Source organism: Streptomyces sp. NPDC047085, assembly GCF_040643735.1.
Classification (GTDB): domain Bacteria; phylum Actinomycetota; class Actinomycetes; order Streptomycetales; family Streptomycetaceae; genus Streptomyces.
The window spans coordinates 414,945-435,013 of sequence record NZ_JBEYUW010000004.1 but is presented as its reverse complement, the minus strand read 5'-3'; the positions used below and the strand labels follow the sequence as shown (position 1 = coordinate 435,013).

General features: G+C 72.6%; 20 protein-coding genes. 12 read left to right on the top strand and 8 right to left on the bottom strand.

The features are described from left to right. Positions 1-166: 166 nt before the first annotated feature. The 4 genes from ABZ865_RS17460 (at position 167) to ABZ865_RS17445 (ending at position 3,460) form a co-directional block, all read left to right on the top strand. Positions 167-1,579 (top strand): DUF2252 domain-containing protein, encoded by a 1,413-nt coding sequence (locus ABZ865_RS17460; protein WP_361231207.1) that lies wholly within the window; start codon positions 167-169, stop codon positions 1,577-1,579. A gap of 40 nt (positions 1,580-1,619) precedes the next feature. Further along, positions 1,620-2,096, top strand: a complete 477-nt coding sequence (locus ABZ865_RS17455) for a hypothetical protein (protein ID WP_361230772.1) — start codon at positions 1,620-1,622, stop codon at positions 2,094-2,096. 172 nt (positions 2,097-2,268) lie between these two features. Continuing rightward, a complete protein-coding gene (locus ABZ865_RS17450; RefSeq protein ID WP_361230770.1) occupies positions 2,269-3,081 on the top strand; it encodes a hypothetical protein in 813 nt (270 codons plus the stop codon). 49 nt (positions 3,082-3,130) lie between these two features. Next, a complete protein-coding gene (locus ABZ865_RS17445; RefSeq protein ID WP_100827234.1) occupies positions 3,131-3,460 on the top strand; it encodes a rhodanese-like domain-containing protein in 330 nt (109 codons plus the stop codon). A gap of 82 nt (positions 3,461-3,542) precedes the next feature. Here the strand turns inward: ABZ865_RS17445 and ABZ865_RS17440 are convergent, their stop codons facing one another. The 6 genes from ABZ865_RS17440 to paaA form a co-directional block, all read right to left on the bottom strand. Continuing rightward, positions 3,543-4,685 (bottom strand): acyl-CoA dehydrogenase family protein, encoded by a 1,143-nt coding sequence (locus tag ABZ865_RS17440; RefSeq protein ID WP_361230768.1) that lies wholly within the window; start codon positions 4,683-4,685, stop codon positions 3,543-3,545. A 211-nt stretch (positions 4,686-4,896) separates the two neighbouring features. Continuing rightward, on the bottom strand, positions 4,897-5,961 hold the full coding sequence (locus tag ABZ865_RS17435) for a 2Fe-2S iron-sulfur cluster-binding protein (protein WP_361230766.1): 1,065 nt from the start codon (positions 5,959-5,961) through the stop codon (positions 4,897-4,899). Continuing rightward, positions 5,961-6,497: a 1,2-phenylacetyl-CoA epoxidase subunit PaaD gene (gene paaD / locus ABZ865_RS17430; RefSeq protein ID WP_361230764.1), complete on the bottom strand. Its 537-nt coding sequence runs from the start codon at positions 6,495-6,497 to the stop codon at positions 5,961-5,963. Before paaD ends, ABZ865_RS17435 begins: the two co-directional genes overlap by 1 nt. Then, complete coding sequence (paaC, locus tag ABZ865_RS17425) at positions 6,491-7,210, bottom strand: 1,2-phenylacetyl-CoA epoxidase subunit PaaC (RefSeq protein ID WP_361230762.1); 720 nt, start codon at positions 7,208-7,210, stop codon at positions 6,491-6,493. The genes paaD and paaC overlap by 7 nt, the downstream gene beginning before the upstream one ends. Beyond that, complete coding sequence (gene paaB / locus ABZ865_RS17420; protein WP_361230760.1) at positions 7,207-7,494, bottom strand: 1,2-phenylacetyl-CoA epoxidase subunit PaaB; 288 nt, start codon at positions 7,492-7,494, stop codon at positions 7,207-7,209. Before paaB ends, paaC begins: the two co-directional genes overlap by 4 nt. Further along, complete coding sequence (gene paaA / locus ABZ865_RS17415; protein ID WP_361230758.1) at positions 7,491-8,510, bottom strand: 1,2-phenylacetyl-CoA epoxidase subunit PaaA; 1,020 nt, start codon at positions 8,508-8,510, stop codon at positions 7,491-7,493. Before paaA ends, paaB begins: the two co-directional genes overlap by 4 nt. A gap of 309 nt (positions 8,511-8,819) precedes the next feature. Here paaA and ABZ865_RS17410 point away from each other — a divergent pair, with 309 nt between their 5' ends. From ABZ865_RS17410 to ABZ865_RS17400, 3 genes are read left to right on the top strand one after another with little or no spacing between them, the layout of a single operon-like run. Further along, entirely contained in the window at positions 8,820-9,665 is an 846-nt protein-coding gene (locus tag ABZ865_RS17410) for a DUF5819 family protein (RefSeq protein ID WP_361230756.1), read from the top strand. Then, positions 9,662-10,963 carry an HTTM domain-containing protein gene (locus ABZ865_RS17405; RefSeq protein WP_361230754.1) on the top strand — a complete coding sequence of 434 codons (1,302 nt, stop codon included), beginning with the start codon at positions 9,662-9,664 and terminating at the stop codon, positions 10,961-10,963. Before ABZ865_RS17410 ends, ABZ865_RS17405 begins: the two co-directional genes overlap by 4 nt. After that, complete coding sequence (locus ABZ865_RS17400; RefSeq protein ID WP_361230752.1) at positions 10,960-11,715, top strand: TrmH family RNA methyltransferase; 756 nt, start codon at positions 10,960-10,962, stop codon at positions 11,713-11,715. Before ABZ865_RS17405 ends, ABZ865_RS17400 begins: the two co-directional genes overlap by 4 nt. A 7-nt stretch (positions 11,716-11,722) precedes the next feature. On the opposite strand, the gene paaN is transcribed toward ABZ865_RS17400, so the two are convergent. Next, a complete protein-coding gene (gene paaN / locus ABZ865_RS17395; protein WP_361230750.1) occupies positions 11,723-13,414 on the bottom strand; it encodes a phenylacetic acid degradation protein PaaN in 1,692 nt (563 codons plus the stop codon). A gap of 181 nt (positions 13,415-13,595) precedes the next feature. On the opposite strand from paaN, the gene ABZ865_RS17390 reads away from it, so the two are divergent. Then, on the top strand, positions 13,596-15,110 hold the full coding sequence (locus ABZ865_RS17390; protein WP_361230748.1) for a 3-hydroxyacyl-CoA dehydrogenase: 1,515 nt from the start codon (positions 13,596-13,598) through the stop codon (positions 15,108-15,110). After that, entirely contained in the window at positions 15,107-15,694 is a 588-nt protein-coding gene (locus tag ABZ865_RS17385; RefSeq protein WP_361230746.1) for a TetR/AcrR family transcriptional regulator, read from the top strand. Before ABZ865_RS17390 ends, ABZ865_RS17385 begins: the two co-directional genes overlap by 4 nt. A gap of 157 nt (positions 15,695-15,851) precedes the next feature. Here the strand turns inward: ABZ865_RS17385 and ABZ865_RS17380 are convergent, their stop codons facing one another. Next, positions 15,852-16,337: an Lrp/AsnC family transcriptional regulator gene (locus ABZ865_RS17380; protein WP_361231205.1), complete on the bottom strand. Its 486-nt coding sequence runs from the start codon at positions 16,335-16,337 to the stop codon at positions 15,852-15,854. Between the two features lie 190 nt (positions 16,338-16,527). On the opposite strand from ABZ865_RS17380, the gene pdhA reads away from it, so the two are divergent. From pdhA to ABZ865_RS17365, 3 genes are read left to right on the top strand one after another with little or no spacing between them, the layout of a single operon-like run. Continuing rightward, positions 16,528-17,685, top strand: coding sequence for a pyruvate dehydrogenase (acetyl-transferring) E1 component subunit alpha (gene pdhA / locus ABZ865_RS17375; protein ID WP_361230744.1), 1,158 nt, complete (start codon positions 16,528-16,530; stop codon positions 17,683-17,685). Continuing rightward, positions 17,682-18,686, top strand: a complete 1,005-nt coding sequence (locus tag ABZ865_RS17370) for an alpha-ketoacid dehydrogenase subunit beta (RefSeq protein ID WP_361230741.1) — start codon at positions 17,682-17,684, stop codon at positions 18,684-18,686. The genes pdhA and ABZ865_RS17370 overlap by 4 nt, the downstream gene beginning before the upstream one ends. Next, the gene (locus ABZ865_RS17365; protein ID WP_361230738.1) at positions 18,686-20,047 is read left to right on the top strand and encodes a dihydrolipoamide acetyltransferase family protein; all 1,362 of its coding nucleotides are present in this window, start codon (positions 18,686-18,688) and stop codon (positions 20,045-20,047) included. The genes ABZ865_RS17370 and ABZ865_RS17365 overlap by 1 nt, the downstream gene beginning before the upstream one ends. Positions 20,048-20,069: the final 22 nt, after the last annotated feature.

The following is a 20,069-nucleotide window of genomic DNA, read 5'->3' as shown; positions in this document are numbered from 1 at the left end:
GGTGTTGCCCACAATCGCCGGGTTGTCCACAGGGTCTGACGCGTTCCGGCCGGTGGTTGTACGGTCTGCACGGATTGATGTTCGAGCTGGATTGCGTGCGCGCGGGTGTTCGGGGGAGGCGGTCGCGGTGACCGGTGCCGGTGTGGGTGTGGGCGTGGGTGCGGGCATGGCGGAGACGCCGGGGCGGGCGGCAGCGCGCCGGGTGCCCCGGATCAGCGGCTTCGCCCAGTGGCCGACGCAGGGCTCGCCCAAGGACGAGGGCAAGGCCCTCCGGGCGAGTGTGCCGCGCGCCGCCCACCGCACCCTCGACCTGGACGACGCCCGCCCGGACGCGGTGAGCGCGGTCGAGGAGTCCAACGCCGGGCGCATCCCCGAGCTGACGCCGATACGGGTGGGCAGGATGGCGGCCACGCCGTTCGCCTTCCTGCGCGGCTCGGCCGGGCTCATGGCGTACGACCTGGCGCGTACCCCCATGACCAGGATCGGCGCCCAGATATGCGGTGACGCACACGCCGCCAACTTCGGCCTCTACGGCGACGCCCGCGGCGGCCTGGTCATCGACCTCAACGACTTCGACGAGACGGTGCACGGTCCCTGGGAATGGGACCTGAAGCGGCTCGCGACGTCGCTGGTCCTGGCCGGGCGGGAGGCCGGTGCCGACGAGGACACCTGCCGCGCCGCGGCCCAGGACACGGTCGGCGCCTACCGGCGCACCATGCGGCTGCTGGCCAGGCTGCCCGTCCTGGACGCCTGGAACGCCATCGCGGACGAGGAACTCGTCTCCCACACCGACGCCCACGACCTGCTCGGCACACTGGAGCGCGTCTCGGAGAAGGCACGGGCCAACACCAGCGGCCGCTTCGCGGCCAAGTCGACGGAGGAGGCGGTGGACGGCGGACGCCGCTTCGTGGCGGCACCCCCGGTACTGCGCCGCATCCCGGACGCGGAGGCCGCCGCCGTGGCCGCCTCCCTGGAGTCGTACCTGACCACGCTCCCCGAGGACCGGCTCCCGCTGCTGGCCCGGCACGCCGTCCACGACGTGGCCTTCCGGGTGGTCGGCACGGGCAGCGTCGGCACCCGGTCGTACGTCGTGCTGCTCCTCGACCACCGTGGTCAGCCCCTCGTCCTCCAGGTGAAGGAGGCCCGCCCCTCCGCACTGGTCCCGCACCTGGCCACCGCCGGATTCGAGGCGACGCCGGTCGAGCACGAGGGGCGTCGCGTGGTGCTCGGCCAGAAGCGCATGCAGGTCGTCAGCGACATCCTGCTGGGCTGGACGACGGTCGACGGGCGCCCCTTCCAGGTGCGCCAGTTCCGCAACCGCAAGGGCAGCGTCGACCCGGCCGCCCTCCCCGCCGACCAGATCGACGACTACGGCCGCATGACCGGCGCCCTGCTCGCCCGCGCCCACGCCCACAGCGCCGACCCCCGCCTGATCGCCGGCTACTGCGGCAAGAACGAGGAGCTGGACGAAGCGATCGCCGCCTTCGCCGTCACCTACGCCGACCGCACCGAAGCCGACCACGCACAACTGGTGGCCGCCGTACGGGCCGGTCGGATCAAGGCGGAGACAGGGGTGTGAGGGGCGCGGCTGGGCGCGTCGTAAGGGGCAGGGTGGTCCGGTGAAGTACGTCGAGGTGGGCGGTGGCGAGGGCGAGGAGGCGGGGTTCCTCGATCCCCGGCCCTACCTCGCCCTGCTGCCCTCGCTCGCGCCCGAGCTGCCGCCGGGCGCCCGGGCCTTCGCCACCGACCCGGCGCACTACGCCTTCGGCGGCAAGCGCTGCGTGAAGGACCTCCAGCCCGCCGAGGTGCGCCGTACCGGAGAGGAGACCATCGAGATCCGCTTCCGGCACAACTGCTTCAAGCACGACGAGGACCTGGTCGTCCGCTACACCGGCGTCTCCCGCTTCCAGTCGGACGTGCTGGACGTCTGCGACCCCGCCTCCCTCGGCGATGTGATCCTCGACGAGATCCTCCCGCACCCCGGCGGCTGCACCCACGAGCTGGCCTGCCGGCCCGGCACCCTGGTGGTCGCCTGCCGGGACCTGGTCGCCGAGTGGGTACCGGCGAACTGCCCGGACGCCGAGCAGGACGCTTAGCCGATCCGCTGAGCCGGGCCTTCGCCCAGCACGGCCCACTGAGTCGGCCTGCTCCACGCGGCTCGATGAACGCGGTCCACTGAGCGTGACCCACTGGGTGCGGGCCGCCGCACCGGCCGGCTGAGCCCGCCGCCGCGACCGCACCTTTCCGGCCGTGGCCTACGCTGGTCGGGTGACGACCCCGGAAGCTGAGCAGTCCCAGGGCCCGCGGCCCGAGGAACGGCTGGAAAAGGCCGTACGCGCCGCTGAGCAGGCGTTGATCGAGTACGAGATCGCCGTGGAGACCTTCCGCGTCGAGGTCGAGAACTTCTCCCGGCTGCACGAGCAGAAGCTCGGCCCGCTCTACGGCCGTATCGAGGAGCTGGACGCGCAGATCGCCGAGGCGAGGGCCGCCCGCACCGGCGACCCCGAGGACATCCGCCGGGCCCAGGAGGCCCGCGCCAACGTCCAGCCCATCCCCGGCGTCGAGGAACTCCTGCACGGCTGGATGGACGGTCACGGCCTGTTCCCGGAAGCCGCAGCGATGCTCACCGACCAGGCCGTACGGCCCCCCGAGCGGGTCCGCCCCAGCGAGGAGGCCCGCAAGCTCTACCGCGAGCTGGCCCGCAAGGCCCACCCCGACCTCGCCCAGGAGGAAGAGGAACGGCAGCGCCGCGAGGAGTTCATCTCCCGCGTCAACGCCGCCTACGCCCGCGGCGACACGGCCCTGCTCATGGAGCTGGCCGAGGAGTGGGCGGCCGGCCCGGTACCGCCCGAGCGCCGGCCCAGCCACAGCGAGGAGCTGTACGCCCGCCTCGAATGGCTCTCCCAGCGCAAGGAACTGCTCACCCTGGTCGCCCAGGAACTGGAGAACGGCGCCATCGCCGGCATGCTGCGCCTCGCCCCCGACGACCCCGACGCCCTCCTGGACGAGATCGCCGTCCGGCTCCGCACCGACATCGAGCAGCGGGAGACGGAGCTGGCGGGACTGCTCGGGCAGGGATGAGCCACGGTCCGCTTCGGGTAGCGTCGGAGGCATGAGTTTCGGAGCTGGTGTGCCCACGGTCGAGGTCACGGACCTCAAGGACGACGACTTCCTGCTGGACGTCCGCGAGGACGACGAGTGGCAGGCAGGCCACGCCGAGGGAGCGCTGCACATCCCCATCAGCGAGTTCGTGGCCCGGTACGGCGAGCTGACCGAGGCCGCCCCGCAGGACGGCCGCGTGCACGTCATCTGCCGTTCCGGCGGCCGGTCGGCCCAGGTCACGATGTACCTGGTCCAGCAGGGCATCGACGCCGTGAACGTCGACGGCGGCATGCAGGTCTGGCAGTCCGCGGGCCGACCGGTCATCACGGACGACGGACAGCCCGGCTTCGTCCTCTAGCCCTGAGGCGTTCTCCAGCCCTGAGGCGTCCCTGATGCCGCATTCAGCCCTGAGGCGTCCGTCGGCCCTGAAACCGACGGCGTCAGCTGAGCGGGTGGGTCGCCAGCAGGTCGCCGAGAGTCTCCTCGTACGCCGCCGCCGGGCCTAGCGACAGCTCCACCTGCTTGGCCCAGGCGTGGTACCGGTGCAGGACGTACTCGGTGTCCGCGCCGAACCCGCCGTGCAGATGCTGTGCCGTCTGCACGACCCGGCGCACCCCCTCCGCCGCCCAGATCTTCGCGACGGCCACGTCCCCGGCGGCCGGCAACGGTCCCGGCGCACCCGAGGCGATCCGCCAGGCGGCCTGCCACAGTGTGGCCTCCATGGCCCGCAGATCGATGTACCGGTCGGCGGCCTGCACGGCGACCGCCTGGAACGTCGCGATCGGGTGCCCGAACTGCTCCCGCTTGCTCGTGTACTCGCTGGTCATCCGCAGCACCCGCTCGCCGAGTCCGAGGGCCAGCGCACAGGTGCCGGTGGCCAGCAGCGCGTGCAGCCACTCCCCGGCGCCGTCGGCCTCGATGACGTCGCCCGCCCCGATCCGCGCCGACCTCAGGCGCAGCTCGGCCAGCCGCTCCCCGCTGGTGGAGATCTGCTCGGCCAGGACCACCCCGTCCGACTCGAGCGGCACCAGTGCCAGCACGCTCCGGTCGGCGGTCGCGCCCTCGACGTGTGCCGGTACGAGGACGAGGTCCGCGTCGTACGCCCATGGCACCGCCGTCTGCACCCCGTCCAGCACCCACGCGTCACCGTCCCGCCGCGCGGTGACGGCGAGTTCGGCCGGATCGTGTCCGGTACGGCCGTGCGCGGCGACGGTGAGTACCAGCTCGCCGCGCCCCGCCCGGGCCAGCAGTCGTTGCCCCAACTCCTGGGTGCCGTAGGCCTGTACGGCCGCCACGGCCGCGCTGTGTTCCAGCAGCGGCACCCGGGCGAGCACGTGGGCGGACTCGCGCAGCACGAGACACAGCGCGATGGCGTCCAGGCCCGCCCCGCCGTACCCGTCGTCGAGCAGCAGGCTGAGCAGGTCGGCGTCGGCGAGCCGGGACCACAGCTCGCGGTCGAAGCCCTCGGCCACGGCCCCGGTGGTGAGCGCGGGGCTGGGCACCGCGTCCGGCACCACCCCGGCGAACACCCCCCGCGCCGCTTCGGCCGCCGCCAACTGCTCTTCGCTGAAGGTGAAGTCCACGGCCTGTCCTCCTGGCGGATCGGTCGTCCGACGATTCGTCTGACGGGCCGTCAAGATAGAACAGGTTCTAGAAGAAGGGAACGGGGAGGAGGGATCGGAGGGAGGAGGGAACGCGGGGGGAGGGCACCGGGGGAAGGAGGGAGTAGGGCGGGCCATTTCGAAACCGGCTCTGGGGGCCTCCCCCTCCCCACCCCCCTCGCCGAGGCGTGCCTCAGCGGTCGAAGTCCAGCTCGACCTTCTCCGTCACCGGATGCGACTGGCACGCCAGCACGTAGCCGGCCTCCGTCTCCTCCGCCTCCAGGGCGAAGTTGCGGTCCATGCGGACCTCACCGGAGACCAGGAAGGCCCGGCAGGTGCCGCAGACGCCGCCCTTGCACGCGTAGGGCGCGTCGGGCCGGTTGCGCAGGACCGTCTCCAGCAGGGACTCGCCGTCCTGGACCGGCCAGGTGCCGCCGCGTCCGTCGAGCCGGGCGGTGACGGTGCTGTGCGCGGGCACAGGCCTACGGTCCGCCGGGGCCGTGCCCTCGTCCACGTGGAAGATCTCCTGGTGGATGCGGGCCCGGTCCACGCCCAGGTCGCGCAGCGCCTTCTCGGCGCCCTGCACCAGCCCGAACGGGCCGCACAGGAACCATCCGGCCACCTGGTCCACCGGCAGCAGCGCGGGCAGCAGCCCGGTGAGCCGCTCGCGATCCAGCCGTCCGGACGGCAGGCCCGCCTGCTGCTCCTCACGGGAGAGCACCGTGACCAGCTGCAGCCGCTCGGGGTAGCGGTCCTTCAGGTCGGCGACCTCCTCCAGGAACATCGTCGAGGCGGCCGTGCGGTCGCTGCGTATCAGGCAGAACCGGGCCTCCGGCTCGGTCGCCAGCAGCGTGGCGGCGATGGACAGCACCGGGGTGATGCCGCTGCCGCCGACGACGGCCGCGTACCAGCCCGGGGCCGGTTCCAGGGTGAAGCGGCCGGCCGGGGTCATCACCTCCAGCTCGTCCCCGACGTTGACCTCTTTCAGCGCGTACGTGGAGAAGGCGCCGCCGTCGACCAGCCGCACGCCCACGCGCAGCGTGCTCGGGCCCTCGCCGGCCGGGTCGGGAGCCGGGGAGCAGATCGAGTACGTGCGGCGTAGCTCGACGCCGTCCGCGGTCCGCCGCAGGGCGAGGTGCTGGCCGGGTGCGTGCCGGTACTCCTCGCGCAGCTCGGGCGGGACGGTGAGGGTGAGGGCGACGGAGTCGTCGGTGAGCCGGTCGACCGCGGCCACCTGGAGCCGGTGGAAGCGTGCCATCACAACTCCTTGAAGTGGTCGAAGGGTTCACGGCAGGCCAGGCAGCGGCGCAGTGCCTTGCAGGCGGTGGAGGAGAACCTGCTGAGCAGTTCGGTGTCGGCGGAGCCGCAGTGCGGGCAGCGGACCGGGTCGGTCTCCTCGGCGGGGGCCGCGAGGGTGCGGGTCGGGCCCAGGGAGAGCGGGACCGGTCCGGAGTCGTGCCGCACGCGCGGGGGAGCGATCCCGAACTCCTGGAGTTTGCGGCGGCCCTCGGCGGTGATGTCGTCGGTCGACCAGGCGGGGGCGAGCACCGTGCGCACGGTGACCTCGCGCATGCCGTGGGCGCGCAGCACCTGCTCTATGTCCAGGCTCATCGCCTCGATGGCGGGGCAGCCGGTGTAGGTCGGGGTCAGGTCGACCTCGACCGCGTCGGCGCCGCTGACGTGCACGGCGCGTACGACGCCCAGCTCCTGGAGCGTGAGCACGGGCAGTTCGGGGTCGGGCACCGATCCGGCCAGCTCCAGCAGCTCCGCCTCCAGGGCGGTGGCGGTCACCATGACGCCCCCGGGTGGCTGCGGTGCAGGTGCTGCATCTCGGCGAGCATCCGCCCGAAGGGCTCGGTGTGCAGGCCCTGCCGGCCGGCGCCCGCCGCCCAGGCGCCGGTGCGCGGGCCCTCGGGCACGGTCAGGGTGGCCCGGCCGAGCACGTCGGTCACGGACTCGAGCCAGCGGGCCTCCAGGCCGGACCAGTCGGCGTCCAGGCCCTCGACCGGCTGGAACATCTCCCCGGTGAACCGCCACAGCGCCTCGCACGCCCGCTGCATCCGCGTCTGGCTGACGTCGGTGCCGTCGCCGAGCCGCAGGGTCCACTGCTCGGCGTGGTCGCGGTGGTAGGCGACCTCCTTGACGGCCTTGGCGGCCAGCGGTGCGAAGGGGCCGCTGCCCGCGGCGAGTTCGGCGTAGAGCAGGTGCTGGTAGGTGGAGAAGTACAGCTGGCGGGCGATGGTGTGGGCGAAGTCGCCGTTCGGCTGCTCGACCAGCTGGAGGTTGCGGAAGGCGCGCTCCTCGCGCAGGAAGGCCAGTTCGTCCTCGTCGCCGACCATGGACAGCAGCACGCGGGCCTGGCCGAGCAGGTCGAGGGCGATGTTGGCGAGGGCGACTTCTTCCTCCAGGACGGGCGCGTGCCCGGCCCACTCCCCCAGACGGTGGGAGAGCACCAGGGCGTCGTCGCCGAGGGCGAGTGCGGCGGTCGCGGGGACGGTGGCGGTCACAGGTGCTTCACCCCTTCCGGGATCTCGTAGAAGGTCGGGTGCCGGTAGGGCTTGTCGGCGGCGGGCTCGAAGAACGGGTCCTTCTCGTCGGGGGAGGACGCGGTGATCGCGGCGGCCGGGACGACCCAGATCGAGACGCCCTCATTGCGCCGGGTGTACAGGTCGCGGGCGTTGCGCAGGGCGAGTTCCGCGTCCGGGGCGTGCAGGCTGCCGGCGTGGGTGTGGGAGAGGCCGCGGCGGGAGCGCACGAAGACCTCCCACAGGGGCCAGTCGGTGTTCGTCATGCTCGCGTCTCTCCTGTCCCACCGGTGGTCCCGGTGTGCTTGGCCGCGTAGGCCGAGGCCGCCTCCCGTACCCACGCGCCCTCGTCGTGGGCGCGCCTGCGCTGGGTGATGCGCTGTTCGTTGCAGGGGCCGTTGCCCTTGAGGACGTCCCAGAACTCGGTCCAGTCGATCGTCCCGAAGTCGTGGTGCCCCCGCTCCTCGTTCCACCGCAGGTCCGGGTCGGGGAGGGTGAGGCCGAGGGATTCGGCCTGGGGGACGCAGATGTCGACGAAGCGCTGGCGCAGCTCGTCGTTGGAGTGGCGCTTGATCTTCCACTCCATGGACTGCGCGGAGTGCTGGGACTCGTCGTCGGGCGGGCCGAACATCATCAGCGAGGGCCACCACCAGCGGTTCACCGCGTCCTGGGCCATCGCGTGCTGCTCGGGGGTGCCCTTGCTGAGGGTGAGGAGCAGTTCGTAGCCCTGGCGCTGGTGGAAGGATTCCTCTTTGCAGATCCGCACCATGGCGCGCGCGTACGGCCCGTAGGAGCAGCGGCACAGGGGGACCTGGTTGGTGATCGCGGCGCCGTCCACCAGCCAGCCGATCGCGCCGACGTCGGCCCAGGTCAGCGTGGGGTAGTTGAAGATCGAGGAGTACTTCTGGCGGCCGCTGTGCAGCTTGTCGAGCAGCTCGGCGCGGCTGGTGCCGAGGGTTTCGGCGGCGCTGTACAGGTACAGGCCGTGACCGGCCTCGTCCTGGACCTTGGCCATCAGGATCGCCTTGCGGCGCAGGCTGGGCGCGCGCGTGATCCAGTTGGCCTCGGGCTGCATGCCGATGATCTCGGAGTGGGCGTGCTGGGCGATCTGCCGGACCAGGGTGGCGCGGTAGGCGTCCGGCATCCAGTCGCGCGGTTCGATGCGTTCGTCGGCGGCGACGGCCGTGTCGAAGGCGTGCTGGTGGGCCGCCGTGTCGACGGCGGTGCCGGATGCGCCGTCCGCCGGTGTGCGGGCCGTGCGGTGCGCGGCTGCTGTGGCCATGCGGTCCCCCTGACCTCGGGCTCTCTTTGAGCACGGCCCCGACCGATCGTTCGGTCCGTGCGTCATCAATGGTGTGCCGGGCTGCTGCGGGTGTCAACTGCTGTGGATAACTGCGCGAGCCGCCTGTGGAAAACCCTCGGACGGCCGGCGCGGCGTGGCGAGGGCCACTGTCCGGGGCCGCACCCGGGGCTGCGCCGGGCGGCCGGTGCTGAGTACCGTTCCGTGCGAGCGCCGAGGAGTGGCGCTCGCGCAGCACGCGGCGCCTGTGGCGCCGGTGGGACGACCGAACGGAAGCGGGGGACGGGGCGGATGGACGCGTACGACGAGGACTCGGGGGCCCCGCCCGGGCCCGACGGGTCGACCGGGGCGCGTCGCCCGGAGATCCCGGAGCAGGCCGGGGCGCGTGAGCCGGAGGATCAGGAGCACCCGGAGCACCCGGAGCACCCGGAGCGCCCGGAGCACGAGTCGTCGCCCGCCGCCGAGCCGTCGTATCCGACCCCGGCGTCCCGTACCGGCGTCGCCGCCCTCTCCCCCCGCTACCAGGTCGTCGCCGCCGTGGCCCTCGGGCTTGTCGCGGTCACCGTCTGTGTGCACCTGGCAATGGTGTTCCTGAGCGTCGCGCCGGCGAACACCGTGACCAAGCAGCACGGCCAGGCGGTCGAGGACTGGGTGTACCCGGAGTTCGAGCAGAACTGGAAGCTGTTCGCCCCGAACCCGCTGCAGCAGAACATCGCCGTCCAGGTGCGCGCCCAGGTGCGGATGAAGGACGGCGGCCTGCGCATCACCGGCTGGAACGACCTGTCCGCGCAGGACGGCGCCGCGATCGACGGCAATCTCGTGCCCAGCCACACCGACCAGAACGAGGTCCGCCGCGCCTGGGACTTCCTCGTCGCCACGCACGGCGCCGACAACCGGCCCGTGGGCATGCGGGGCGCGCTCTCCGAGCAGTACGTGCGCCGGATAGTCGTGATGCGCCTGTACCGGTACGACGCGACCAGCCGGGAGGGCGTCATCGAACGCGTACAGGTCCGCTCCATGACCACCAATGTGCAGCCGCCCGCGTGGAGCCGCGAGAAGATCTCCGACAAGCCCGCCTACCGGGTGCTGCCCTGGTGGACGGTGGCCCCCGACGAGGCCGCGGGAGGTGTGCGGTGAGCCGGTTCTCCCTGACGCTCTCGCGCGGCATCGCCCGCGTCACCGGCGCGGCCCTGGGCCCGTACCAGACCGCCGTGATCCGCATCGGCTTCGCCGCGACCTGGCTGCTGTTCCTGCTGCGCGAGTTCCCGCACCGCCAGGAGCTGTACGGTCCCGACGGCCCCTGGAGCTGGGCACTCGGCCGGCAGCTGACCGACGACAACCACGCCTTCACTGCCCTGATGTGGTTCCACGGGCAGCTGTGGTTCGAGGTCTGCTACGTGCTGGCGGTCCTCGCCAGTGCGGCGCTGTTGCTCGGCTGGCGCACCCGCACCGCCTCGGTGCTGTTCATGGTCGGGGTGCTGTCGATGCAGAACCGCAGTGTCTTCATCGGCGACGGCGGCGACAACGTCCTGCACCTGATGTCCATCTATCTGGTGTTCACGCGCTGCGGGCAGGTGTGGTCCCTGGACGCGCGGCGCGCGGCCCGGGCCGAGGCGGCACACGCGCGCGGGGAGCGGGTTCCCGCCGACCGGACGGGGCCGGTGCTGTGGGCCGTGTCCGGCCTGGCGCTCGTCACCGTGACGCTGACCGGCCGGCTGTTCCACAACGGCTGGCTGGTGCCGGCGCTGCTGTGGACGGTGTGGGCGGCACTCGCTCTGGAGTGGGCCGTCGCGCGCTGGGCCAGGTCGCCGCAGCCGCGGATCCTGCTGGACGTGATCGCCAGTGTGGTGCACAACGGCGCCCTGGTCGTGATCATGGCGGAGGCGTGCCTGATCTACGCCACCGCCGGCTGGTACAAGATCCAGGGCTCGCGCTGGCAGGACGGCACCGCCGTCTACTACCCGCTCCACCTGGACTACTTCTCGCCCTGGCCCGGCCTCGCCGACCTGATGTCCTCCAGCGGCACGATCATGATGATCGTCGCCTACGGGACGGTCATGGTGCAGGTGGCCTTCCCGTTCACGCTGTTCAACCGGCGGGTCAAGAACGTCCTGCTGGTGCTGATGATGACCGAGCACGCCGTGATCGCGGTCGTCCTCGGACTGCCCTTCTTCTCGCTTGCGATGATCGCGGCGGACGCGGTCTTCCTTCCGACGGCCTTCCTGCTGCTGCTCGGCGGCTGGGCCGCACGCGCGCGTGCCCGGCTGGTCCGGCCTGGCGGCGGGGACCACACGCTGCCGGCTCCGCGCGCCCCGAAGGACTCGGAGGACTTGGACGGTCCGGAGGACTCGCAGGCCTCGGCGGGCCAGGCGGGCTCGGCGGGCTCGGAGGCTTCGGAGGGGAGCACGCCGGGGCGCGTAGGGTTCACCGCATGACCGACCCCGACCCCGTGATGCGCTGGCGCGAGCACGCCGGTGGCGCCGTGCTGCTCGACGGCTTCCACGCCCTCAAGCACGCGCTGCGCTTCGGGGCCGAGGTGCCGGTGGCGGTCACCACCGACCGGCGGGCCACGCTCGCTCTCGCCGAGGAGCTGGCCGACGACGTCAGGGACACGCTGGACGCGCTGCTGACGGAGGTGCCCGAGCAGACGTACGCCTCGCTGGTTCCGCGCCCCCATCCGACCGGGGTGGCCGCGCTCGCCGTACGACCGTCCCGCGAGGCCAATCTACGGGTCCTGGCGCAGGCGCCGCGCACCGCGCCGGTGGTGGTCCTCGACAACCCGCGCAACCTCGGCAACGCCGGTGCCGTGATCCGGCTGGCCGCCGGCTTCGGCGCGACCGGAGTGGTCACGACGGGCACGCTCGACCCCTGGCACCCCACGGTGGTGCGGGGCGGGGCGGGGCTGCACTTCGCCACGGCGGTGGAACGGCTCGGCGTCGACGAACTGCCCTCCGGCCCGCTGTTCGCCCTCGATCCCGAGGGCGACGACATCCGGGGGATCAAGCTGCCCGACGACGCCGTGCTGGCCTTCGGCTCGGAGCGCAGCGGCCTCTCGGACGGGCTGCGCGCGCGTGCCGACCATCTCCTACGGCTGCCGATGCGCCCCCAGGTCTCCAGCTACAACCTGGCCACCAGCGTCGCCATGACGCTGTACCACTGGAGTGCCGCCGGGGGCGCACCGTCCTGAACAGGCGTTACGCCTCCCGTCGAACCTCGACCACGCGGAACCGGTTGGCGACGAACGCGCCGTCGCACAGCGCGGCGTTGGCCGCCGGGTTGCCGCCCGAGCCGTGGAAGTCGGAGAAGGCGGCGGTCTGGTTCACGTACACCCCGCCGGTCAGGTTGAGCGAGAGCTGGGCGGCCTCCTCCAGGCACACCTCCTCGATGTCCCGGGTCACCTCCGGGTCCGTGGTGTAGGCGCCGACCGTCATCGCGCCCTTCTCACGGACCGTGCGGCGCAGCAGCTCCACCGCGTCGGCCGCCGAGTCGACGGCGACGGCGAAGGAGACGGGGCCGAAGCACTCGCTCATGTACGCGGCCTCGTCGTCCGGCTTGGCGCCGTCCAGCTTGACGATGACGGGGGTGCGTACGACCGCGCCGGGGAACTCCGGGTTGCTGATCTCGCGGGAGGCGAGGGCGACCTCGCCGAGGCCGGCCGCCGCCTCCAGGCGGGCCTTCACGTCCGGGTTGACGATGGCGCCGAGCAGGGCGTTCGCGCGGGCGTCGTCACCGAGCAGGCCGTCGACCGCGCGGGCGAGGTCGGAGGCCACCTCGTCGAAGGTCTTGGGGCCCTCGTCGGTGCGGATGCCCTCGCGCGGGACGAGCAGGTTCTGCGGGGTGGTGCACATCTGGCCGCTGTACAGGGACAGCGAGAACGCCAGGTTGGACAGCATGCCCTTGTAGTTGTCGGTCGACTCCACGACGACCGTGTTGACGCCGGCCTTCTCCGTGTACACCTGCGCCTGGCGGGCGTTGGCCTCCAGCCAGTCGCCGAAGGACGTGGAGCCGGTGTAGTCGATGATCCGGATCTCGGGGCGGGTGGCGAGCGTCTTGGCGATGCCCTCGCCGGGCCGCTCGACGGCCAGCGCGACCAGGTTCGGGTCGAAGCCCGCCTCGGTGAGCACGTCCCGGGCGACCTGCACGGTCAGCGCGAGCGGCAGCACCGCGCGCGGGTGCGGCTTGACCAGGACGGCGTTGCCGGTCGCCAGGGAGGCGAACAGGCCCGGGTAGCCGTTCCAGGTCGGGAAGGTGTTGCAGCCGATGACCAGGCCGATGCCGCGCGGGACCGGGGTGAACTGCTTGGTCAGCGCCAGCGGGTCGCGCTTGCCCTGCGGCTTGGTCCACTCCGCCGACTCCGGCGTGCGCACCTGCTCCGCGTACGCGTACGCCACCGCCTCCAGGCCGCGGTCCTGGGCGTGCGGGCCGCCCGCCTGGAACGCCATCATGAAGGCCTGTCCGCTGGTGTGCATGACCGCATGCGCGAACTCGTGCGTCCGGTCGCTGATCCGCTTGAGGATCTCCACGCAGACCGCCGCGCGCAGCTCCGGGCCCGCGTCGCGCCAGGCGCGCAGGCCGGCCTTCATCGCGGGCAGCAGCACGTCGACGTCCGCGTGCGGGTAGGTCACGCCCAGCTCGATGCCGTACGGCGAGACCTCGCCGCCCACCCAGTCGTCGGTGCCGGGCTGGCCGAGGTCGAGACGGGTGCCCAGGACTGCGTCGAAGGCGGCCTTGCCGGCCGCCGCGTCCAGGCTGCCGTGCTCGCCGTACGCCTTGGGATGCTCGGGGTGGGGGGACCAGTACGCGCGCGTGCGGATCGCTTCCAGGGCCTGGTCGAGCGTGGGCCGGTGCTTCGCGATCAGCTCGTGGGGGGTCGGTTGGGCGGCCATGCGAGACCAACTCCTCGTCTGGAGAACTCTTCGTCGAGTTCAGGACCTGGGTCGTCGAGTTCAGGACCTATGCGGAAACAGAGGCGGGAACAGCCAGTCAGAGCTAGAGTAACCGAACGATCGGTCGGGACAAGGGGATCCGCCGCATCTGTGGAAAACGTCGTGCGGGAGGATCGCGCACATGACAGCACTCGACCTCAGCAGCCCCGTGGCCGTCGTCGGCACCGGCACCATGGGCCAGGGCATCGCCCAGGTCGCGCTGGTCGCCGGCCACCCCGTGCGGCTCTACGACGCCGTACCCGGGCGCGCCCGGGAGGCGGCCGAAGCGATCGGCGCCCGCCTCGACCGGCTGGTGGCCAAGGACCGGCTCGACGCGGCCGACCGGGACGCGGCGCGCGCCCGGCTCACGCCCGCCGGAAGCCTTGCCGAGCTGGCCGACTGCGCACTGGTCGTCGAGGCCGTCCTGGAACGGCTGGACGTCAAGCAGCAGCTCTTTCGCGAGCTGGAGGAGATCGTCTCCGACGACTGCCTGCTCGCGACCAACACCTCGTCCCTGTCGGTGACGGCCATCGGCGGGGCCCTCGCCCGTCCCGGCCGCTTCCTGGGCCTGCACTTCTTCAACCCGGCCCCGCTGCTGCCGCTGGTCGAGGTCGTCTCCGGGTTCGCCACCGACGTCACATCGGCCACGCGCGCGTACGAGACCGCCCGCGCCTGGGGCAAGACCCCGGTGGCCTGCGCGGACACCCCCGGCTTCATCGTCAACCGCATCGCCCGGCCCTTCTACGCCGAGGCCTTCGCCGTCCACGAGGCCCAGGGCGCCGACCCGGCCACCATCGACGCGGTCCTGCGCGAGTCGGGCGGCTTCCGGATGGGCGCCTTCGAGCTGACCGACCTCATCGGGCAGGACGTCAACGAGTCCGTCACCCACTCGGTGTGGCAGTCCTTCTTCCAGGACGTCCGCTTCACGCCCTCACTGGCCCAGCGCCGGCTGGTCGAGTCCGGCCGGCTCGGCCGCAAGAGCGGGCACGGCTGGTACGACTACGCCGACGGCGCCGAGCGCCCCGAGCCGCACACCGCGGAGAAGGAGCAGCCGCCCGCCCGCGTCACCGTCGAGGGAGACCTCGGCCCCGCCGCCGAGCTGCTCACGCTGATCCGCGAGGCCGGCATCCAGGTCCACGAGGAGGACGAGGACCACGGCACCCGCCTGCTGCTGCCCAGCGGCGGCCAGCTGGTCCTCGCCGACGGCCAGACCTCCGTGGAGTTCCGTGACGTCGTCTACTTCGACCTCGCCCTCGACTACCGCAAGGCCACCCGCATCGCCCTGTCCGCCGCCCAGGACACCTCGCCCCGGACCCTCGCCGAGGCCACCGGCCTCTTCCAGGCGCTCGGCAAGGACGTCAGTGTCATCCGTGACGTCCCCGGCATGATCGTCGCCCGCACGGTCGCCCGGATCATCGACCTCGCGCACGACGCCGTCGCCAAGGGCGTGGCCACCGAGGAGGACATCGACACCGCGATGCGCCTGGGCGTCAACTACCCGCTCGGCCCCTTCGAGTGGAGCCGCAGACTGGGCCGCGGCTGGGCCTACGACCTGCTGGAGGAGCTGCACCTGCGCGACCCCTCCGGCCGGTACGCGCCGTCCCTCGCGCTCTACCGTCACTCGTACGCCACCGACAAGCGGGAGAGCACTCCATGACCACCGCCAAGCGCGACACGTACACCCCCGAGACACTGCTCTCCGTCGCCGTCCAGGTGTTCAACGACCGCGGCTACGACGGCACCTCCATGGAGCACCTCTCCAAGGCCGCCGGCATCTCCAAGTCGTCCATCTACCACCACGTCAGCGGCAAGGAAGAACTGCTGCGCCGGGCCGTCAGCCGGGCGCTGGACGGGCTGTTCGGGATCCTCGACGAGGAGCACGCGCGCGTGGGGCGGCCCGTGGACCGGCTGGAGCACGTCGTACGGCGCATGGTCGAGGTGCTGATATCCGAGCTGCCCTACGTGACGCTGCTGCTGCGGGTGCGCGGCAACACCGAGACGGAGCGGTGGGCGCTGGAGCGGCGACGGGACTTCGACCACCAGGTCGCCGAGCTGCTGAAGGCCGCCGCCGCCGAGGGGGACGTACGCGGGGACGTGGAGGTGCGCCTGGCGACCCGGCTGGTCTTCGGGATGATCAACTCCATCGTGGAGTGGTACCGGCCCGAGCCGCAGGGCGCGAGCGGCCGCGAGGTGGCCGACGCGGTCGTCCGGCTGGCCTTCGCGGGGCTGCGGCAGGACTGAGCCGGGCTGAGGTAGGGCGGCAGGACTGAGCCGGGCTGAGGTAGGGCGGCAGGACTGAGCCGGGCCGAGGTAGGGCGGCAGGACTGAGCCGGGCCGAGGTAGGGCGGCAGGAGTGAGCCGGGCCGAGGGGGCGCGGTGCGGGCGAGGTGCCTCCCGGTCAGGTCTCCGGTTCCAGGTCCTCCTCCTCGAACACCAGCAGCGTGCGCGTGCTGAGCACCTCGGGGATCGCCTGGAGCCGGGTGAGCACCAGCTCGCGCAGCGCCCTGTTGTCGGGCGTGTGCACCAGGAGCAGCACGTCGAAGTCGCCGCCCACCAGGGCGATGTGGGAGGCGCCGGGCAGCTGCCTGAGCTGCTCGCGGACCGTGCGCCAGGTGTTCTGGACGATCTTCAGCGTGATGTACGCCGAGGTGCCGTGCCCCGCCCGCTCGTGGTCCACGCGGGCGCTGAAACCCCGGATCACCCCGTCCTCGACCAGACGGTTGATCCGCGCGTAGGCGTTGGCGCGCGAGACGTGGACGCGTTCGGCGACCGACCGTATCGAGGCGCGGCCGTCCGCCTGGAGAATCTTGAGGATGTCCTGATCGATGGCGTCCAGCGGGCGCGGCGCCGGCAGCAGGGCCCCCTCGTCCGGCCCTTGGACCATTTGTTCAGGTGACATGTCCCCCCGCTTCACTGCCGTGGACGTCCTGCATTCATTCCAGGTTGTGGAGAACCGTTTGTCCACAGCCTGACGGGGCCTGTAGCCAAAATGTGCCGACGACCGAACAATCGGTAGGTGAGGCGCCTCACAGCCGACGCGCCTCCCGTAGCCACTCCCACGAGGAGGTGCCGTCATGACGGTCATGGAGCAGCGGGGCGCGTACCGGCCATCGCCGCCGCCCGCCTGGCAGCCCCGTATGGACCCCGCGCCGCTGCTGCCCGACGCCGAGCCCTACCGCGTCCTCGGCACCGAGGCGGCCGCCAAGGCGGACCCGGACCTGCTGAACCGGCTCTACGCCCAGCTGGTCAAGGGCCGCCGCTACAACATCCAGGCCACCGCGCTGACCAAGCAGGGCCGTCTCGCCGTCTACCCCTCCAGCACCGGCCAGGAGGCCTGCGAGGTCGCCGCCGCCCTGGCTCTCGAAGAGCGCGACTGGCTCTTCCCGAGCTACCGCGACACGCTCGCCGTCGTCGCCCGCGGCGTGGACCCCGTCGAGGCCCTCACCCTGCTGCGCGGCGACTGGCACAGCGGCTACGACCCCCACACCCACCGGGTCGCCCCGCTGAGCACCCCGCTGGCCACCCAGCTCCCGCACGCCGTCGGTCTCGCGCACGCCGCCCGCCTCAAGGGCGACGATGTCGTCGCGCTCGCCATGATCGGCGACGGCGGCACCAGCGAGGGCGACTTCCACGAGGCGCTGAACTTCGCCGCCGTCTGGCAGGCACCGGTGGTCTTCCTGGTGCAGAACAACGGCTTCGCCATCTCCGTCCCGCTCGCCAAGCAGACCGCCGCGCCCTCCCTGGCCCACAAGGCCGTCGGCTACGGCATGCCCGGCCGGCTGGTCGACGGCAACGACGCGGCCGCGGTGCACGAGGTCCTCAGCGACGCCGTACGGCACGCGCGCGCGGGCGGCGGTCCGACCCTGATCGAAGCGGTGACGTACCGCATCGACGCGCACACCAACGCCGACGACGCCACCCGCTACCGCGCCGACGCCGAGGTCGAGGCCTGGCGGGCGCACGACCCGGTCCAGCTGCTGGAACGCGAGCTCACCGCGCGCGGACTGCTGGACGAGGCCGGTATCGAAGCCGCCCGGCAGGACGCCGAGGCGATGGCCGCCGACCTGCGCGAGCGCATGAACCAGGACCCCGAACTCAACCCGATGGACCTCTTCGACCACGTCTACGCCCGGACCACCGCGCAACTGCGCGAACAGCGCGCCCTGCTGCGCGCCGAGCTGGAGGCGGAGCAGGACGACGACCGGGACGACCAGGAAGGCGACCTGCGATGACCACCGTCGCCGTCAAGCCCGCCACCATGGCGCAGGCCCTCACGCGCGCGATGCGCGACGCGATGGCCGCCGACCCCACCGTGCACGTCATGGGCGAGGACGTCGGCACCCTCGGCGGTGTCTTCCGGGTCACCGACGGGCTCGCCAAGGAGTTCGGCGAGGACCGCTGCACCGACACCCCGCTGGCCGAGGCGGGCATCCTCGGCACCGCCGTCGGCATGGCCATGTACGGCCTGCGTCCGGTCGTGGAGATGCAGTTCGACGCGTTCGCCTACCCGGCGTTCGAGCAGCTGATCAGCCATGTCTCGCGGATGCGCAACCGCACCCGCGGCCGGATGCCGCTGCCGATCACCGTCCGCGTCCCCTACGGCGGCGGCATCGGCGGCGTCGAGCACCACAGCGACTCCTCCGAGGCGTACTACATCGCCACGCCCGGCCTGCACGTCGTCACGCCCGCGACCGTCGCCGACGCCTACGGACTGCTGCGTGAGGCCATCGCCTCCGACGACCCGGTCGTCTTCCTGGAGCCCAAGCGCCTGTACTGGTCCAAGGACTCCTGGAACCCCGAGCAGCCGACCGAGGTCGAGCCCATCGGGCGCGCGGTGGTCCGCCGCCCCGGCCGCACCGCGACGCTCATCACCTACGGCCCGTCGCTGCCGGTCTGCCTGCAGGCCGCCGAGGCCGCCCAGGCGGAGGGCTGGGACCTGGAGGTCGTCGACCTGCGCACCCTGGTGCCGTTCGACGACGAGACGGTCTGCGCCGCCGTACGGCGCACCGGACGGGCGGTCGTCGTGCACGAGTCGACCGGGTTCGGCGGCCCCGGCGGCGAGATCGCCGCCCGCGTCACCGAGCGCTGCTTCCACCACCTGGAGGCACCGGTGCTGCGCGTGGCCGGCTTCGACATCCCCTACCCGCCGCCCATGCTGGAGCGGCACCACCTGCCCGGCGTCGACCGCATCCTGGACGCCGTGGCCCGCCTGCAGTGGGAGGCCGAGGGCTGATGGCACAGGTGCTGGAGTTCAGGCTCCCCGACCTCGGCGAGGGACTCACCGAGGCGGAGATCGTCCGCTGGCTGGTCCAGGTCGGCGACGTCGTCGCCATCGACCAGCCGGTCGTCGAGGTCGAGACGGCCAAGGCGATGGTCGAGGTCCCCTGCCCCTACGGCGGCGTGGTCACCGCCCGCTTCGGCGAGGAGGGCACGGAACTGCCCGTCGGCGCCCCGTTGCTGACCGTGGCGGTGGGCCCCCAGGTTCCCGAGGGCTCGCAGGCCCCGCATGCCCCAAAGACGTCCGGGGCCGCGGGAGGGGACGCCGAGGGATCGGGCAACGTCCTCGTCGGATACGGCACCTCCGAGGCGCCGGCACGGCGCCGCAGGGTGCGGGCGGCGGCCGCCGCCAACGGGACCGCGAAGGAACCCCCGGCCCCGGCCCCGGCACCGTCCGTTCCCGAGCCCGCTCCGGTGTCCGCCGAGGGGCCCGTCCCCGTGATCTCCCCGCTGGTGCGCCGGCTCGCCCGGGAGGGCGGCCTCGACCTGCGGCAGCTGTCCGGCTCGGGACCCGACGGGCTGATCCTGCGCTCCGACGTCGAGGCGGCCCTGCGCGCCAAGGCCGTCCCCGCGCCCGCCCCCGCCCCCGTCGCGGAGGCCCCGGCCGCCCGTGTCGCCCCGCTGCGCAACGGCATCCGTACGCCCCTCAAGGGCGTCCGAGGCGCCGTCGCCGACAAGCTCTCCCGCAGTCGGCGCGAGATCCCCGACGCGACCTGCTGGGTCGACGCCGACGCGACCGAACTGATGCGCGCGCGTGCGGCCATGAACGCCGCCGGAGGGCCAAAGATCTCCCTCCTCGCGCTGCTCGCCCGCATCTGCACCGCGGCCCTCGCCCGGTTCCCCGAGCTGAACTCCTACGTCGACACCGACGCCCGCGAGGTCGTCCAACTCGACCAGGTGCACCTCGGGTTCGCCGCGCAGACCGAGCGCGGGCTGGTCGTGCCGGTCGTCCGGGACGCCCACGCGCGCGACGCGGAGTCGCTGACCGCCGAGTTCGCCCGGCTCACCGAGGCCGCCCGCGGCGGAACCCTCACCCCCGGGGAACTCACCGGCGGCACCTTCACGTTGAACAACTACGGAGTCTTCGGCGTCGACGGCTCCACCCCGATCATCAATCACCCCGAGGCGGCCATGCTCGGCGTCGGCCGCATCGTCCCCAAGCCCTGGGTGCACGAGGGCGAGCTGGCCGTGCGCCAGGTCGTGCAGCTCTCGCTCACCTTCGACCACCGGGTGTGCGACGGCGGCACGGCGGGCGGCTTCCTGCGGTACGTGGCGGACTGCGTGGAACACCCGGCGGTGCTGCTGCGCACACTGTGACCGACGCCGGGTCCGCGAGGAC